The 15,492-nt window shown below is 73.6% G+C and carries 15 protein-coding genes; 9 read left to right on the top strand and 6 right to left on the bottom strand.

Annotated elements, in window-relative coordinates:
* The first annotated feature begins 53 nt into the window (after positions 1–53).
* From K6I33_RS08170 to K6I33_RS08155, 4 genes are read left to right on the top strand one after another with little or no spacing between them, the layout of a single operon-like run.
* Positions 54–896 carry a nitrilase-related carbon-nitrogen hydrolase gene (locus K6I33_RS08170; protein ID WP_229349320.1) on the top strand — a complete coding sequence of 281 codons (843 nt, stop codon included), beginning with the start codon at positions 54–56 and terminating at the stop codon, positions 894–896.
* Complete coding sequence (locus K6I33_RS08165; protein ID WP_229349318.1) at positions 893–2,206, top strand: aspartate aminotransferase family protein; 1,314 nt, start codon at positions 893–895, stop codon at positions 2,204–2,206. The genes K6I33_RS08170 and K6I33_RS08165 overlap by 4 nt, the downstream gene beginning before the upstream one ends.
* On the top strand, positions 2,203–3,603 hold the full coding sequence (hydA, locus tag K6I33_RS08160; RefSeq protein ID WP_229349317.1) for a dihydropyrimidinase: 1,401 nt from the start codon (positions 2,203–2,205) through the stop codon (positions 3,601–3,603). Before K6I33_RS08165 ends, hydA begins: the two co-directional genes overlap by 4 nt.
* 21 nt (positions 3,604–3,624) lie before the next feature.
* Positions 3,625–4,626 carry a TIGR03842 family LLM class F420-dependent oxidoreductase gene (locus K6I33_RS08155; protein WP_229349315.1) on the top strand — a complete coding sequence of 334 codons (1,002 nt, stop codon included), beginning with the start codon at positions 3,625–3,627 and terminating at the stop codon, positions 4,624–4,626.
* A gap of 40 nt (positions 4,627–4,666) precedes the next feature.
* On the opposite strand, the gene K6I33_RS08150 is transcribed toward K6I33_RS08155, so the two are convergent.
* Positions 4,667–5,722, bottom strand: a complete 1,056-nt coding sequence (locus K6I33_RS08150) for a biotin/lipoate A/B protein ligase family protein (RefSeq protein ID WP_229349313.1) — start codon at positions 5,720–5,722, stop codon at positions 4,667–4,669.
* A gap of 240 nt (positions 5,723–5,962) precedes the next feature.
* Between K6I33_RS08150 and K6I33_RS08145 the strand changes: the two genes are divergently transcribed.
* From K6I33_RS08145 to K6I33_RS08130, 4 genes are all read left to right on the top strand, one after another.
* On the top strand, positions 5,963–6,421 hold the full coding sequence (locus tag K6I33_RS08145) for a DUF3761 domain-containing protein (protein ID WP_229349311.1): 459 nt from the start codon (positions 5,963–5,965) through the stop codon (positions 6,419–6,421).
* 16 nt (positions 6,422–6,437) lie between these two features.
* The gene (locus tag K6I33_RS08140) at positions 6,438–8,237 is read left to right on the top strand and encodes a gamma-glutamyltransferase family protein (RefSeq protein WP_229349309.1); all 1,800 of its coding nucleotides are present in this window, start codon (positions 6,438–6,440) and stop codon (positions 8,235–8,237) included.
* An 88-nt stretch (positions 8,238–8,325) separates the two neighbouring features.
* Positions 8,326–9,174 carry an inositol monophosphatase family protein gene (locus K6I33_RS08135; RefSeq protein ID WP_229349307.1) on the top strand — a complete coding sequence of 283 codons (849 nt, stop codon included), beginning with the start codon at positions 8,326–8,328 and terminating at the stop codon, positions 9,172–9,174.
* A gap of 37 nt (positions 9,175–9,211) precedes the next feature.
* Positions 9,212–10,618, top strand: coding sequence for an NAD(P)/FAD-dependent oxidoreductase (locus tag K6I33_RS08130; RefSeq protein WP_229349344.1), 1,407 nt, complete (start codon positions 9,212–9,214; stop codon positions 10,616–10,618).
* 16 nt (positions 10,619–10,634) lie between these two features.
* Here the strand turns inward: K6I33_RS08130 and K6I33_RS08125 are convergent, their stop codons facing one another.
* The 5 genes from K6I33_RS08125 to K6I33_RS08100 all read right to left on the bottom strand — a co-directional run bounded on the left by K6I33_RS08125 (position 10,635) and on the right by K6I33_RS08100 (position 14,519).
* On the bottom strand, positions 10,635–11,453 hold the full coding sequence (locus K6I33_RS08125) for an SDR family oxidoreductase (protein WP_229349305.1): 819 nt from the start codon (positions 11,451–11,453) through the stop codon (positions 10,635–10,637).
* Positions 11,440–12,972 (bottom strand): class I adenylate-forming enzyme family protein, encoded by a 1,533-nt coding sequence (locus tag K6I33_RS08120; protein WP_229349342.1) that lies wholly within the window; start codon positions 12,970–12,972, stop codon positions 11,440–11,442. Before K6I33_RS08120 ends, K6I33_RS08125 begins: the two co-directional genes overlap by 14 nt.
* Before the next feature lies 1 nt (position 12,973).
* Complete coding sequence (locus K6I33_RS08115; protein WP_229349303.1) at positions 12,974–13,564, bottom strand: hypothetical protein; 591 nt, start codon at positions 13,562–13,564, stop codon at positions 12,974–12,976.
* Between the two features lie 106 nt (positions 13,565–13,670).
* On the bottom strand, positions 13,671–14,279 hold the full coding sequence (locus tag K6I33_RS36555; protein WP_374283796.1) for a Clp protease N-terminal domain-containing protein: 609 nt from the start codon (positions 14,277–14,279) through the stop codon (positions 13,671–13,673).
* 6 nt (positions 14,280–14,285) lie between these two features.
* Positions 14,286–14,519, bottom strand: a complete 234-nt coding sequence (locus K6I33_RS08100; RefSeq protein WP_229349348.1) for a hypothetical protein — start codon at positions 14,517–14,519, stop codon at positions 14,286–14,288.
* A gap of 136 nt (positions 14,520–14,655) precedes the next feature.
* Between K6I33_RS08100 and K6I33_RS08095 the strand changes: the two genes are divergently transcribed.
* The coding region (locus K6I33_RS08095) for a bifunctional transcriptional activator/DNA repair enzyme AdaA (protein ID WP_229349301.1) at positions 14,656–15,492 on the top strand (837 nt) is incomplete at its 3' end.

The following is a 15,492-nucleotide window of genomic DNA, read 5'->3' as shown; positions in this document are numbered from 1 at the left end:
CGCGGATCTTCCGCGTGCGCAGCCTGTTCGAAGCCCCGGCTGAGGAGCAGCTCATGACCAACGTTGTCCGTGCGGCACTGGTCCAGGCGACCTGGACCGGCGATACCGAGTCGATGATCGCCAAGCATGAGGAGCACGCCCGCGCCGCCGCCGCGCAGGGCGCCAAGGTGATCGGTTTTCAGGAAGTCTTCAACGCCCCCTACTTCTGCCAGGTACAGGAGAGCGAGCACTACCGCTGGGCCGAGCCCGTCCCGGACGGCCCCACCGTCCGCCGGATGAGCGACCTCGCCCGCGAGACCGGCATGGTGATCGTCGTGCCGGTCTTCGAGGTCGAGGACTCCGGCTTCTACTACAACACCGCCGCCGTCATCGACGCCGACGGCAGCTATCTCGGCAAGTACCGCAAGCACCACATCCCCCAGCTCAAGGGCTTCTGGGAGAAGTACTACTTCCGGCCCGGCAACCTCGGCTGGCCCGTCTTCGACACGGCCGTCGGCCGGATCGGCGTCTACATCTGCTACGACCGGCATTTCCCCGAGGGCTGGCGCGCCCTCGGCCTCGCGGGTGCCCAGCTCGTCTACAACCCCTCGGCCACTTCCCGCGGCCTCTCCTCCCACCTGTGGCGGCTCGAACAGCCCGCGGCCGCCGTCGCCAACGAGTACTTCGTCGCCGCGATCAACCGCGTGGGCCAGGAGGAGTACGGGGACAACGACTTCTACGGCACCTCCTATTTCGTCGACCCGCGCGGGCAGCTCGTCGGCGAGCCCGCCAGCGACACCAAGGAGGAACTGCTCGTCCGCGACCTCGACTTCGGCCAGATCGACGAGGTGCGCCGGCAGTGGGCGTTCTACCGGGACCGCCGCCCCGACGCCTACGACGGGCTGGTGCGGCCATGAGCCCCGCCCCGCTCCACGACCGCCACCGGGCCGTGATGCCCTCCTGGCTCGCCCTCTACTACGACGAGCCGCTGGAGCTCACCCACGGCGAGGGCCGGCACGTCTGGGACGCCTCCGGCAAGCGCTACCTCGACTTCTTCGGCGGCATCCTCACCACGATGACCGCGCACGCCCTCCCCGAGGTCACCAAGGCCGTCAGCGAGCAGGCCGGCCGCATCCTCCACACCTCCACCCTCTACCTCGACCGCCACATGGTCGAGCTCGCCGAGCGCATCGCGAGCCTGTCCGGCATCCCCGACGCGCGGGTCTTCTTCACCACCTCCGGCACCGAGGCCAACGACGCCGCGCTCCTGCTGGCCACCACCTACCGCGGGTCCAACCAGATCCTGGCCATGCGCAACAGCTACCACGGCCGTTCCTTCTCCACGGTGGGCATCACCGGCAACACCAGCTGGTCGCCCACCAGCCTCTCGCCGCTGCAGACGCTCTACGTCCACGGCGGCGTCCGCGGCCGGGGGCCGTACGCCCACCTGAGCGACGGGCAGTTCACCGAGGCGTGCGTGGCGGACCTGGAGGACATGCTGGGCCAGGCGCACGGCACCGTCGCCGCGCTGATCGCCGAGCCCGTCCAGGGCGTCGGCGGCTTCACCGCGCCGCCCGACGGGCTCTACGCCGCCTTCCGCGAGGTCCTGGACCGGCACGGCATCCTGTGGATCACCGACGAGGTGCAGACCGGCTGGGGCCGCACCGGCGACCACTTCTGGGGCTGGCAGGCCCACGCCGCGAGCGGCCCGCCCGACCTCCTCACCTTCGCCAAGGGCATCGGCAACGGCATGTCCGTCGGCGGCGTCGTCGCCCGCGCCGGCGTCATGAACTGCCTGCGGGCCAACTCCATCTCCACCTTCGGCGGCAGCCCCGTCACCATGGCGGCCGGCCTCGCCAACCTCACCTATCTCATCGAGCACGACCTCCAGGGCAACGCCCGCCGCGTCGGCGGCCTCCTCCTGGAGCGGCTGCGCGCCATCGGAGCGGGCCTGACGATCGTCCACGAGGTGCGCGGCCGGGGGCTGATGGCGGGCCTCGAACTCGTCGGACGCGACGGATCACCGTCCCCCCGCGCCGCCGCCCGCACCCTCGAACACGCCCGGGAGCAGGGCCTGCTGATCGGCAAGGGCGGCCGCGAGGGCAACACCCTGCGCATCGCCCCGCCCCTGACGCTCACCGTCGCGGAGGCCGAGGAGGGCGCCGCGATCCTGGAGGAGGCGCTGCGGCGCGCCCAGCATGACCTCGCCGCCGAGGAGACGCCATGACCACCACGCTCATCAGCGGCGGACTCGTCATCACCGCCGCCGACGAGATCACCGCGGACGTCCTGATCGAGGACGGCAAGGTCGCCGCGCTGGCCACCCCGGACAGCGCGTACGCCCAGGGCTGGCGCCCCGACCACGTCATCGACGCCACGGGGAAGTACGTCATCCCAGGCGGCGTCGACGCCCACACCCACTTCGAGCTCCCCTTCGGCGGCACGTCCTCGTCCGACACCTTCGAGACCGGCACCCGCGCCGCCGCCTGGGGCGGTACGACGACCGTCGTCGACTTCGCCGTCCAGTCGCGCGGCCGCGCCCTGCGCGAGGGACTGGACGCCTGGCACGCCAAGGCGGACGGCCGGTGCGCCGTCGACTACGCCTTCCACATGATCCTCTCCGATGTGAGCGAGAGTTCGCTCAAGGAGATGGACCTGCTGGTGGGGGAGGGCGTGACGTCCTTCAAGCTGTTCATGGCCTACCCGGGCGTCTTCTACAGCGACGACGGGCAGATCCTGCGCGCGATGCAGCGGGCCGCCGGCAACGGCGGGCTGATCATGATGCACGCCGAGAACGGCATCGCCATCGACGTCCTCGTCGAACAGGCCCTGGCGGAGGGGAAGACCGACCCGCGCTACCACGGGGAGGTCCGCAGGGCCCTGCTGGAGGCCGAGGCCACCCACCGGGCCATCCAGCTCGCCCGGGTCGCCGGCAGCCCCCTGTACGTCGTGCACGTCTCGGCCGAGGAGGCCGTCGCCGAGCTGGCCCAGGCCCGTGACAAGGGCCTCCCCGTCTTCGGCGAGACCTGCCCGCAGTACCTCTTCCTGTCCACCGACAACCTCGCCGAACCGGGCTTCGAGGGCGCCAAGTACGTCTGTTCCACGCCCCTGCGGCCGCGCGAGCACCAGGCCGCGCTCTGGCGCGGGCTGCGCACCGACGACCTCCAGGTCGTCTCCACCGACCACTGCCCCTTCTGCTTCTCCGGCCAGAAGGAGCTGGGCCGGGGCGATTTCTCGAAGATCCCCAACGGGCTGCCCGGCGTGGAGAACCGCATGGACCTCCTCCACCAGGCCGTCGTCGACGGTCACATCACCCGCCGCCGCTGGATCGACATCGCCTGCGCCGCGCCCGCCCGGATGTTCGGCCTCGCCCCGCACAAGGGCACCGTCGCCCCCGGCTGTGACGCCGACATCGTCGTCTACGACCCCCACGCGCGGCAGACGCTCTCCGCCGCCACCCACCACATGAACGTCGACTACTCGGCCTACGAGGGCAAGGAGATCACCGGGCAGGTGGAGACCGTCCTCTCCCGCGGCGAAACCGTCATCGACCGGCGGAGGTTCACCGGCCGGGCGGGCCACGGACGCTACGTCCCCCGCACCACCTGCCAGTACCTCCCGTAACACGTAAGGAGCACCCCGCACGTGGACTTCGGCCTCGTCCTCCAGACCGACCCGCCCGCCACCGCCGTCGTGGACCTCATGAGACGCGCCGAGGGCGCGGGCTTCCGCTACGGCTGGACCTTCGACTCCGCCGTGCTGTGGCAGGAGCCGTTCGTCATCTACAGCCGCATCCTGGAACACACCGACCACCTCGTCGTCGGCCCCATGGTCACCAACCCCTCCACCCGCACCCCGGAGGTGACCGCCTCCACGTTCGCCACCCTCAACGACATGTACGGCAACCGCACCGTCTGCGGGATCGGCCGGGGCGACTCCGCGATGCGGGTGGCCGGGCGCAAGCCCAACACCCTCGCCACGCTCAGCGAGGCGATGCGCGTCATCCGCGACCTGGCGGAGGGCCGCGAGGCCGACGTCGGCGGTGGCAAGTCCCTGCGGATCCCCTGGATCCGCGACGGCAGGCTGCCCGTGTGGATGGCCGCCTACGGCCCCAAGGCCCTGGCCCTGGCGGGCCGCGAGGCCGACGGCTTCATCCTCCAGCTCGCCGACCCCTTCCTCACCGAATGGATGGTCAAGGCCGTGCGCGCCGCGGCCGCCGACGCGGGCCGCGACCCGTCCTCCGTCACCATCTGCGTCGCCGCCCCCGCGTACGTGGGCGACGACCTCGCCCACGCCCGCGAACAGTGCCGCTGGTTCGGCGGCATGGTCGGCAACCACGTCGCCGACCTCGTCGCCCGCTACGGCGCCCACTCCGGCGCCGTCCCCGACGTCCTCACCGACTACATCGAGCGCCGCTCCGGCTACGACTACAGCCACCACGGCCGGGCCGGGAACCCCTCGACGGACTTCGTCCCCGACGAGATCGTCGACCACTTCTGCCTCCTCGGCCCGGTGGCCGCCCACCGCGAACGCCTGGAGCACCTCCGGGAGCTGGGCGTCGACCAGTTCGCGCTCTACGCGATGCACGACGCGAAGGAGGCGACGATCGACGCGTACGGGGAGCACGTCATTCCCGTACTGGGGTGAGCCCCTTCGCCGGACGGGCCGAACGCGGCCCGTCCGGCGATCACGGCACCCGCGCCGTCCACTCCTCCGAGGAGAACTTCGTCGCGGCCAGCTCCTCCGCCCGCGCCATCTCCTCCGGAGTGACGCCACCGTCGGCGAGCCCGTACCGCCCCCGGAACGAGGCCACCATGCGCTCGATGACGGCCTCCCGGGGCAGCCCCGTCTGCCGCCGCAGCGGATCCACCCGCTTCTTCGCGGACTTCGTCCCCTTGTCGGAGAGCTTCTCCTTGCCGATGCGCAGCACATCGAGCATCTTGTCCGCGTCGATGTCGTACGCCATCGTCACGTGGTGCAGGACCGCGCCGCCGCCGGAGACCACCCGCTTCTGCGCGGCTCCCGCGATCTTGCCCGCCTCGGTGGCGATGTCGTTGAGGGGCTGGTACCAGGCCTTGACGCCCATGCCCTCGAGCGCGGCGAGGACCCAGTCGTCGAGGTAGGCGTAGCTGTCGGCGAAGGACAGGCCCTGCACGAGGGCGTCCGGCACGCACAGTGAGTAGGTGATGGTGTTGCCGGGCTCGATGAACATGGCGCCGCCACCGCTGATCCGGCGCACCACCGTCATCCCGTGACGCTCCGCGCCCTCCGGGTCCACCTCGTTGCGCAGCGACTGGAAGCTGCCGATGACGACGGCGGGGGACGCCCATTCCCACACCCGCAGCGTGGGCGGCCGCCGCCCGGCCGCGACCTCGGCGGTCAGCACCTCGTCCAGCGCCATGTGCAGGGCCGGGGACTGGGGGCCGTCGTGGACGAGCTGCCAGTCGTAGTGGTCCCAGTCGGTGGCTTGCGCCAGCGCCCGCCGCACCGCCACGCCCACGGCCTCGGAGGAGAAGCCGAACATCACCGTGCCCTCGGGCAGCGCCGCGTCGATGCGGGCGGCGAGCTCCGGGGCGGGTGTGTCGGCCGGGGCGCCTTCCAGGGCGCGGTTGATGTCGAGCAGCGCCTCGTCGGGTTCGAGGAAGAAGTCACCCGCGACCCGGACGTGGCGCAGTGCGCCGTCCTCGACCTCCAGGTCCACGACGACGAGCTTGCCGCCCGGAACCTTGTATTCGCCGTGCACGGCCGTGTCCTCCCGCTCGTTCTCTCCGGTCGGCCAGCCGGCCGACTGCGGAATCAACCGTAACGCCACTATCTGCTGTCACTCCTGTGGTTGATCCGCCTACACTGTGTGTACCCCACAGGTAATGCTCTCCTTCCCCCCACTCGCTCTCCCGGTCTGCCGGGCGCCGGCTCGCGACCGGGTGCGGGGCCATGCGCGGAAACGTTCCGCGCAGCAGTTCGTTCGAGGGGGAACCCGAAGATGAGCATGACCCTGACGCGCAGAGCGAGACGGGCCGGCGCGGCCCTCGCCGTCGCGCTGACCCTGGGACTCGGCACGGTCGCCTGTGACGACTCCGGCAAGGCCGCGGACACCGGGCCGACCGCCGCCACCTCGGCGCCGGCCACACCGTCCGCGACGCCGTCGGCCGGGGAGACCTCGGCCGCGCCGTCGTCGCCGGCGCCCTCGCCCAGCAGCGCGTCCCCGACGACCGCGGCCCCGGCGCCCCACGAGGGGGCGTCCTCCAGTGGCGGCGGAAGCGACCACTCCGTCGGTGGTACCACCGGCAGCACCTCCACCGGTGGCTCGTCCTCGACCGGCGGCCACGCGGGCGCGTCCGCGATCTGCAACGACGGCTCGGCCTCCTACTCCGCGCACCGCAGGGGCACGTGCTCCCATCACGGCGGTGTCGCACAGTGGTTGAAGGATCTGCCCTCCTAAGGGTTTCCTGGGACACATGTTCCCGACGTTCACCACCCGCCCCACCCTCCAGGGCACTTTCGGCATGGTGTCCTCCACCCACTGGCTGGCCTCCCAGTCCGCGATGGCGGTCCTGGAGAGCGGTGGCAACGCCTTCGACGCCGCCGTGGCCGCCGGGTTCGTGCTGCACGTCGTCGAGCCGCACCTCAATGGGCCGGCCGGTGAGGTGCCCGCGCTGCTCGCGCCTGCCGGGGGGCCGGTGCGGGTGCTGTGCGGGCAGGGGCCGGCGCCCGCCGGGGCGAGCGTGGCGCACTACACCTCGCTCGGGCTGGAGCTCGTCCCCGGCACCGGCCCCCTCGCGGCGGCCGTGCCCGGCGCCTTCGACGCGTGGATGCTGCTGTTGCGCGATCACGGCACCAAGTCCCTGCGCGAGGTGCTCGGGTACGCGATCGGCTACGCCGAGCACGGCCACGCGCCCGTGGAGCGGGTCGGGGCGACCGTGGCGGCCGTCCAGGAGCTGTTCGAGACCGAGCCGGAGTGGGCGCCCTCCGCCGCGCTCTATCTGCCCGGCGGCAGACCCCCGGCCCCCGGCGTCCTCTTCCGCAACCCCGCCCTCGCCGCCACCTGGCGCCGGCTCCTGGCCGAGGCGGAGGCGGCCGGGCCCGGCCGTGAGACGCGGATCGACGCCGCCCGCCGGGTGTGGCGCGAGGGCTTCGTCGCCGAGGCGCTCGTCCGGGCCGCCGCCCGCCCCACCCTGGACACCTCCGGCGAACGCCACGCGGGCACTCTCACCGGCGACGACCTCGCCCGCCACCACGCCGGCTACGAGGACCCCGTCACCTTCGACCGGCAGGGCTGGACCGTCTGCAAGGCCGGCCCCTGGTCACAGGGCCCCGTCCTCCTCCAGCAACTGGCCCTCCTCCCCGAGGAGCTCCCCGCCTACGGCACGCCCGACTACGTCCACACCCTCATCGAGGGAAGCAAGCTCGCCATGGCCGACCGCGAGGCCTGGTACGGCGACGCCACCGGGGACGTACCGCTCGACGCGCTGCTGTCGGACGCGTACAACGCCGGGCGGCGAAAGCTGATCGGCGCCACCGCCTCGTACGAGCTGCGCCCCGGCAGCCCCGGGGGACGCACCCCGCGCCTGGCCCGCGTCCCGGCGGGCGAGGCCCCGCCCGTCCGCGCGGGCGCGGGCGCCGGGGAGCCCACCGTCGGCCCCGGCGGCGCCACCTCCGGGGACACCTGCCACCTCGACGTCGTCGACCGCTGGGGCAATATAATCTCCGCCACCCCCAGCGGCGGCTGGCTCCAGTCCAACCCCGTCGTCCCCGAGCTCGGCTTCCCCCTCGGCACCCGGCTTCAGATGGCCTGGCTTGAGGAGGGTCTGCCGAACAGCCTCACGCCCGGCCGCCGCCCGCGCACGACGCTCACCCCGTCCCTGGCCCTGCGCGGCGGGGAGCCCGTCCTGGCCTTCGGCACCCCCGGCGGCGACCAGCAGGACCAGTGGCAGCTGCACTTCTTCCTCGCCGTCGCGCTGCGCCCCGAGGTGCGCGGCGGGCTCGACCTCCAGGGCGCGATCGACGCGCCCAACTGGCACCAGGAGGGCTTCCCCGGCTCGTTCTTCCCGCGCGTCGCCCGCCCCGGCGCCGTCACCGTCGAATCGCGGCTCGGCGAGGGCGTGATCGCGGAGCTGCGCCGCCGGGGGCACGACGTGACGGTCGGCGGGCCGTGGTCGGAGGGCCGGCTGTGCGCGGTGGCGCGCGACCCGGAGACGGGCGTGCTGTCCGCGGCGGCCAATCCGCGCGGGATGCAGGGGTACGCGGTGGGGCGCTGAGCGGGCATCGACCAGTCGTTCACCGGAACGTCATTGTGAGGCCATCGCCACACCACCGATCGTCGACCCCACGTGGTTCGATATTCATATGGTTCAGACGATCGAAAAGTCCCTCGCCACGTTCCTCGAGGGCGACCTCGCCGAGGTCGAGGAGGCGGTCCGCAAGGCGGCCGCGACCGAGATCCTGCCGCGCTTCCGGCAGCTCGCCGCGGACGAGATCGTGGAGAAGAACGGCCCGCACGACCTGGTCACGGTCGCCGACCGGCTCGCCGAGGAACAGCTCACCCACGCCCTCACCGCCCTGCTGCCCGGCTCGGTGGCGGTCGGCGAGGAGGCCGTGCACGCCGACCCGTCCGTGCTCGGCGCCCTCGGCGGGGACGCCCCGGTGTGGATCGTCGACCCGGTCGACGGCACCCGCCAGTTCGTCCACGGCGACCCCGGCTTCGCCACCCTCGTCTGCCTCGCCCACCGCGGCGAGCTGCTGGCCTCCTGGACGTACGCCCCCGCGCTCGACGAGCTGGCCGTCGCCCGGCGCGGCAAGGGAGCGGTGCTCAACGGTGTGCCGCTGCGCTCCGGTTCCCCGGAGCCGGGCCGCGATCTGACGGTCGCGACCTCGCACTACGACTTCACCACCGACGAGGAGAAGCGCGTCCTCGGGACGCTGCTCACCGACGGCGTCGCCCCCCGCCCCTGCGGCTCGGCGGGGCTGGAGTACCTGGCCGTGGCCCGGGGCGCCCTGGACGCGACGGCTTTCTCCTGGGAGAACGCCTGGGACCACGCCGCCGGACTGCTGCTGGTCGCCGAGGCGGGCGGGGCGAGCGCCACCGTCGCGGACGAGCCCTTCCGGATCACCGGGGGCAACGCCCTTCCGTTCAGTGCCGCGCGGGACGAGAAGACGCTGCGGCATATCCTGGGCCTGCTGGCGTCCGCCGGCTGAGACCCAGGGAGACGAGGGGAGCCCGTCCGTGGCCACCATGCTCGACGCGGTCGTCGTGGGGGCGGGGCCCAACGGGCTGACCGCCGCCGTGGAACTCGCCCGGCGCGGTCTCGCCGTCGAGGTCTTCGAGGCCGCCGACGCCATCGGTGGCGGTGCCCGCACCGAGGAGCTGACCCTCCCGGGCTTCCGGCACGACCCGTGCTCCGCCGTCCACCCCCTCGCGGTCCGCTCGCCCGCCTTCGCCGCCATGCCGCTGGACCGCCACGGCCTGGAGTGGATCCACCCCGGGCTGCCGCTGGCGCACCCCTTCCCCGACGGGACGGCCGCCGTGCTCTCCCGGAGCGTCGGCGAGACCGCCGCCGCGCTCGGCCCGCGCGACGCGGGCCCCTACCGCCGGCTCGTCGCGCCCTTCCACGGCCGCTGGGACACCGTGGCCGCCGACTTCCTGCGCACCCAGTGGGACGGGCTGCCCCGCGACCCGGTCACCTACGCCCGCTTCGGGCTGGTCGCCGCCCAGTCCGCCGGACTGCTGGCCAGGACCCGCTTCCACGACGAGAAGGCCCGCGGCCTCCTCGCGGGGCTCGCCGCCCACGGCATCGCCCCGCTCAGCGGCTTCGGCACCGGCGGGATGGCCCTGCTCTTCGCGCTCGCCGCCCACGAGTGCGGCTGGCCCGTCCCGCGCGGCGGCTCGCAGGCCATCGCCGACGCCCTCGGTTCGTACCTGCGCGAGCTGGGCGGCGTCATCCACACCGGCTTCGAGGTCAAGCACCTCGACGACCTGCCGCCGGCCCGGGCGTTCGTCTTCGACACCTCGCCGACCGCGCTCGCCCGGATCGCCGGACTCGGCGGCGCCTACCGGAACTTCCGCTACGGAGCGAGCGTCTTCAAGATCGACTACGCGCTGGACGGGCCCGTGCCCTGGACGGCCGAGGCCGCCCGCCGGGCCGGGACCGTCCATGTCGGCCCCACCTTCGGGGAGATCGGGGAGGCGCTGCGGGCCGCCGTCGAGGGCGACGACCCGTCCGTCCCCTTCCTCATCACCGCCCAGCCCAGCATCGTCGACCCCACCCGCGCCCCCGAGGGCAAGCACACCTTCTGGGTCTACGGGCATGTGCCCAGCGGCTGGGAGGGCGACGCCACCGAGGTGATTGAGCGTCAGATCGAGCGTTTCGCCCCCGGTTTCCGCGATCGCGTCCTGGCGCGCGCCACGGCCGGCCCGCCCGAGCTCGCGGCGCGCAACGCCAACTACATCGGCGGCGACATCGCCACTGGCTCGGTCGCGGGCCTGCGGTTGCTGCTGCGCCCTAGGCTCGCGCGCGTCCCCTACGCCACCGCGCACCCGGCCGTCTTCCTGTGCTCCTCGGCGACCCCGCCGGGCCCGGGCGTGCACGGCATGTCCGGCCACCACGCGGCCCGGGCGGTCTGGCGCAGTCTCTTCGCGTGACGGGACAGGGGGACCGTCACCCCTGCCGGACCGCGCCGTGGACGTCCTCGACGGTCAGGTAGCGGCCGGACAGAGCGGCGGCCGGGCCCGTGGCCAGTTCGAGGACGGCGCCGACCGCCCGGGGGAGCGGAACGGACCGTCCGGCCTCGATCTCCGCGTGGATCCAGCGGGCGCGGCGCCGGCGCCAGGGGTCGGCCGAGTCGATCTCGCTCAGCGCGCTCGTGGTGAGTCCGGTCGCCACGAGCCCCGGGTGGAGGCTGAAGGCCAGGACGTTGTGAGGGCGGGCCTCGCTGGCGATGTTCTCGATGAACGTGATGCCGGCGGCCTTGGCGACGGAGTAGGACGACAGCGTGGGCCAGCGGTGCCGTCCCGCCGCGCTGCTGATGCTGATGACACGGCCACCGCCCTGACGGACCATCAGCGGAAGTACGGCGTGCACGGTGGCGAAGGTGCTCAGCGTGTTGACGCGCACCGCCTCCCACCACTGTTCGACGGGGATCTCCCAGGTGAGACCGATGGGTCCCTCCACGCCGGCGTTGTCGACGAGGACGTCGACGCGACCGAAGTCGGAATGGATCCGCCGCATGGCGGCGGCCGCCGCCGCCATGTCGCTGACATCGGCGCACACCGGTGCGACCGCACTGCCCGGCCGTACGGGCAGGGACGCGGCGAGCCGCTCCAGCGCCGGGCGGGTGCGCGCGACGAGAGCCAGCCGGAAACCCCGTTCGGCACAGGCGGTGGCGATGGCCGCCCCGAGCCCGCCGGTGGCACCGGTGATGACGACGACGGGCGGGCCGTCGGCGACGCGCTCATGGGTCCCGTCATACGGCGGCATGGGACATGTCCTCCTGCCCGGGTACGCCGTAGCGGCGGCGCAGCGCGGCACGGTCGAGTTTGCCGGTGGCCGAAAGGGGCAGCCGCTCGGCGAAGTCGACGGAGCGGGGCACCTTGTAGCGGGCGAGCAGACCGCGGCAGTGGCCGAGCAGTTCCTCGGCGTCCGGCCGGCCGCCGGGCCGGGGAACGACCACGGCGTGAGGGACCTCGCCGCGCCGGTGATCCGCACGGGCGATCACGGCGGCGTCCTCGACCTGGGGGTGAGCGCGCAGAACGTCCTCGACCTCGGCGGGCTGCACGCTGTACCCGCCGGTCATGATGGTGTCCTTGGAGCGTCCGACGACGCGGACGCAGCCGTGCTCGTCGCGGAGCACCAGGTCGCCGGTGCGCAGCCAGCCGTCGTCGTCGGTGACGGGGGTCACCTGCCGGGAGCCGGCCCGGCAGCCGGGGGTGATCTGGGCACCCCGCACCCACAGCTCGCCGGCCGTGCCCGCCGGCGCCGGCCGGCCGGATGCGTCGGCTGCCCGGTGGTCGACGACGCGGACCTCCAGGCCCGGGACCGGGACGCCGGCGCTGTCCCGGCAGGAATCCGCGGTGGGGCTCAGTCCCGCGCCGGCGAGTTCGGTCATGCCCCAGCTCTGCAGCAACTCCACGCCGGTGCGCCGGTGCCAGTCCTCGCGCAGGTCGGCGGGTGTCCGCTGCCCCGCGCTCAGGCAGCGGCGCAGAGCGGCCGGCCGCCACTGCCGGCCGGCGGTCTCCAGCAGCCGGCGGTAGACGGCCGGTACCGCTTCGACGACGGTGACGTCGCGGGCGGCCAGCTCCTCCAGCCACCGGGCCGGCTCGAAGGCGTGGGAGGAGACCAGCAGCGTCGCCCCCGCCAGCAGGGTGGAGGCCGCCGCGAGATGGCCGTAGGCGTGCGCGAGGGGGATGGGGACGGCCACCACGTCATCGGGGGCGCGGTGCCGGTGGCGCCAGAAGCCGGCCGCGAGGTGGAGCGCCCGTCCTGTCTGGACCAGGGGACGGCAGGCGCCCGTCGATCCCGATGTGTGCATGACCATGCAAGGGGCGTCCGCCCCGGACCGTTGCCTCACGATCCCCGCCGCTCCGCGCGGACCGCGTGCGACCGGCCGCCCCGGCGGCACCGCGATCACGTTCACGCGCAGTCCCCGCCCGGTGCACAGTTCCCCGACGGCGCCCGCCCGTTCCGGGCCGGTCAGCACCGCCCGGGGGCGGATGTGCTCCAGCACGCGGGCGATCTCGTGCTCGGTGAGCACGGCGTTCATCGGTGCCACCGCCATGCCCGCCTTGTGGACGGCGAGATACGCGGCGAGCCAGGAAGCGCCGTTGGGCAGGAGCACCGCGGCGCAGTCCTCCGGGGTGTCCGCCAGGGGGCGCAGCGTGGCGGCCAGTGAGGAGGACCAGTCGTCCAACTCGGCATAGGAATGGGCCGCGGTCCCGTCGAGGACGGCGATGCGGGCGCCGTTCGCGGCGAGCGCGTCGGTCAGGGCGTCACGGAACATCTCAGCCACGCCCTCCGGCTGCCGCCGCCTCGGTGTGCGTCTCGGGTGGAACGACCCGGGGGTTGAACAGTTCGCGGATATAGGCCCACGGCCTGTCGGGGGCGTTGAGGGTGTAGTCCTTGAAAGCGCAACGCGTGGCCGGGGATTGCGGCCACGGTGTCAGGCCGGTCCGGCTGATCCGGCGGCTCATCGGCAGGCCCGCCGCGGCGAACGCGAACCCGATGGGGCGGGTCCGGTCCCGCATCGCCGCGTCGACCCGTCGGTCCTCACCGGCCCGCGCCACCACGATGTTGACCGACACCACCTCGTCGGCACGGGTGACCAGGCGGGTGCGGCGCACCAGGCACTCGTCGTCCGTCGCCAGGGCCAACAGCCCGCGCGCGGCGGCCTCCACATGCCGCCCCGGCGTCGTCTCGACGCCGTCCACCCGCGGTGTGAGGGCGGCCTGTGTGAGTGCCTGGAGCAGGACGGTGGTCAGGCCGTCGCTGGCCAGCAGTATGCGGGTGACAGGCGACCGGAAGTCCGAGGTCGCGTGCGAAATACGGTCCGGGGGCAACGGCTCGGTCCGCGCGGCCCACCGCGCGTCAGTCATCGGCACGACCGGCCCAACGACTGATTGTTTCAAATGCAACTGCCTTGAACCGTAAAAGCCGTGACCCGGTGGCACCGCCGACCCGGTGGCGCCGCCCCGCCGCGGGCTACGCCGCCCGGCCCAGGTCGGCCAGCACCCCGGCGCGCAGCGCCGCGGGCTCCACGCCGAGGCGCCGGAAGTAGTCCGCCGTCGTCTCGTCGTCGCAGCCGAGCACGCCCAGCAGGACGTGTTCGAGGCCGATGTGATCGCTCCTGAGGGTCCGTGCCTCGCGCAGGGAGCCCTCCAGCGCCTTCTTGGCACGGGACGCGAAGGGGATGTGGCCCACGCTTCCGTTGGGGTTGCGGCCCAGCCCGAACAGCCGTCGCCCCGCCGGTTCGGGTGCCGGCGGCGGCGCGTCCAGCGCGCCGGGCCCGAACGCCCGCTCCGCCTGGTCGCGCACCGCGTCGAGATCGATGCCGAAGGCGCGCAGCGCCTCCGCGTCGTCCTCGTCGAAGTGGCCGTCCGGTGCCGACGCCGGATCGGGGTCGAAGGCGGCACGGCAGCCCTCGGCGGTGACGCCGAAGCGGGCCAGGGTGGCGGCGCCCGGCGCCCCCGCGCGGCCGGCGGCCGCCATCAGCAGGTGTTCCGTGCCGATCCGCGCGTGTCCCAGCGCGCGCGCCTCCTCCTGGGCCTCCACGACCACGGCGCGCGCGTCCTTGGTGAACCGTTCGAACATGTCCGTCTACCTCCTGGCGTGCTTCTTGTGGACCGCCTGCCTGCTGACCCCGAGGGCGCCGCCGATCTCCTCCCAGGACCAGCCCTGCCGGCGCGCGCTGTCGATCTGAAGGGCCTCCAGCCGCTCGACCAGCCGCCGCAGCGCGGCGACGGCGCGCAGCCCCACCCGGGGGTCCGGGCTCATCGCGGCTTGGGTGGTGCCCACCGCGTCGTTGGGTTCCGTCGCTTCGGTTCCAGCCATGCTGTCAACCTAGGATGACAGGAGGTGCCTGTCAACCGTCATTGACAAACCGGGACCGGCGCCCGTCGGCCTTCCGCCGACCTTGATGTCGGATTTCCGCGAGCACCGGGCCCTTGCGGAGATCCACCCTGGAGGCATGCACACCGACTTCGACCGCTGCGTACGGGCCGTCCATTCCAAGGACGCGCGCTTCGACGGCTGGTTCTTCACCGCCGTGCTCACCACACGCGTCTACTGCCGCCCCAGCTGCCCCGTTGTGCCGCCGAAGGAACGGAATATGACCTTCTACCCCAGCGCGGCCGCCGCCCAGCAGGCCGGCTTCCGCGCCTGCAAACGCTGCCGGCCCGACGCCGCCCCCGGCTCGCCGCAGTGGAACGAACGCGCCGACCTCGTCGCCCGCGCCATGCGCCTCATCGCCGACGGTACGGTCGACCGCGAGGGCGTCGGCGGCCTCGCCGCCCGCCTCGGCTACAGCACTCGCCAGATCGAACGCCGGCTGCTCGCCGAGCTCGGCGCCGGACCCCTCGCCCTCGCCCGGGCCCAGCGCGCCCAGACCGCCCGCGTCCTGATCGAGACCAGCGATCTGCCCATGGCCGACGTCGCCTTCGCCGCCGGCTTCTCCGCCCTGCGCACCTTCAACGAGACCGTCCGCGAGGTCTTCGCGCTCACCCCCACCGACCTGCGCGCCCGCGCCGCGCGCGGCCGGGGCCCGGCCACCCCCGGCACGCTGGCGCTGCGCCTGCCCTTCCGGGCGCCCCTGTGCCCCGACAACCTCTTCGGGCTGCTCGCCGCCACCGCCGTCCCCGGCGTGGAGGGGTGGCGCGACGGCGCGTACCACCGCACCCTGCGCCTCCCGTACGGGCAGGGCACGGTCGCGCTCGCCCCCCGCCCCGGCCATGTCGACTGCCGGCTCGCCCTCACCGACCTCCGCGACCTGGCGGGCGCCATCAGCCGCTGCCGCGCGCTGCTCGAC

Source organism: Streptomyces sp. UNOB3_S3 (assembly GCF_020740895.1).
Lineage (GTDB): Bacteria > Actinomycetota > Actinomycetes > Streptomycetales > Streptomycetaceae > Streptomyces.
This window is presented reverse-complemented; position numbering and strand designations above follow the sequence as displayed.

Excerpts from the sequence above, each read along its gene's own strand:
- hydA (WP_229349317.1), top strand. The coding sequence starts at position 2,203 with ATGACCACCACGCTCATCAGCGGCGGACTCGTCATCACCGCCGCCGAC.
- K6I33_RS08135 (WP_229349307.1), top strand. The coding sequence starts at position 8,326 with ATGGTTCAGACGATCGAAAAGTCCCTCGCCACGTTCCTCGAGGGCGAC.
- K6I33_RS08120 (WP_229349342.1), bottom strand. The coding sequence starts at position 12,972 with ATGTTCCGTGACGCCCTGACCGACGCGCTCGCCGCGAACGGCGCCCGC.
- K6I33_RS08140 (WP_229349309.1), top strand. The coding sequence starts at position 6,438 with ATGTTCCCGACGTTCACCACCCGCCCCACCCTCCAGGGCACTTTCGGC.
- K6I33_RS08170 (WP_229349320.1), top strand. The coding sequence starts at position 54 with ATGACCAACGTTGTCCGTGCGGCACTGGTCCAGGCGACCTGGACCGGC.
- K6I33_RS08145 (WP_229349311.1), top strand. The coding sequence starts at position 5,963 with ATGAGCATGACCCTGACGCGCAGAGCGAGACGGGCCGGCGCGGCCCTC.
- K6I33_RS36555 (WP_374283796.1), bottom strand. The coding sequence starts at position 14,279 with ATGTTCGAACGGTTCACCAAGGACGCGCGCGCCGTGGTCGTGGAGGCC.
- K6I33_RS08125 (WP_229349305.1), bottom strand. The coding sequence starts at position 11,453 with ATGCCGCCGTATGACGGGACCCATGAGCGCGTCGCCGACGGCCCGCCC.
- K6I33_RS08115 (WP_229349303.1), bottom strand. The coding sequence starts at position 13,564 with ATGACTGACGCGCGGTGGGCCGCGCGGACCGAGCCGTTGCCCCCGGAC.
- K6I33_RS08165 (WP_229349318.1), top strand. The coding sequence starts at position 893 with ATGAGCCCCGCCCCGCTCCACGACCGCCACCGGGCCGTGATGCCCTCC.
- K6I33_RS08100 (WP_229349348.1), bottom strand. The coding sequence starts at position 14,519 with ATGGCTGGAACCGAAGCGACGGAACCCAACGACGCGGTGGGCACCACC.
- K6I33_RS08130 (WP_229349344.1), top strand. The coding sequence starts at position 9,212 with ATGCTCGACGCGGTCGTCGTGGGGGCGGGGCCCAACGGGCTGACCGCC.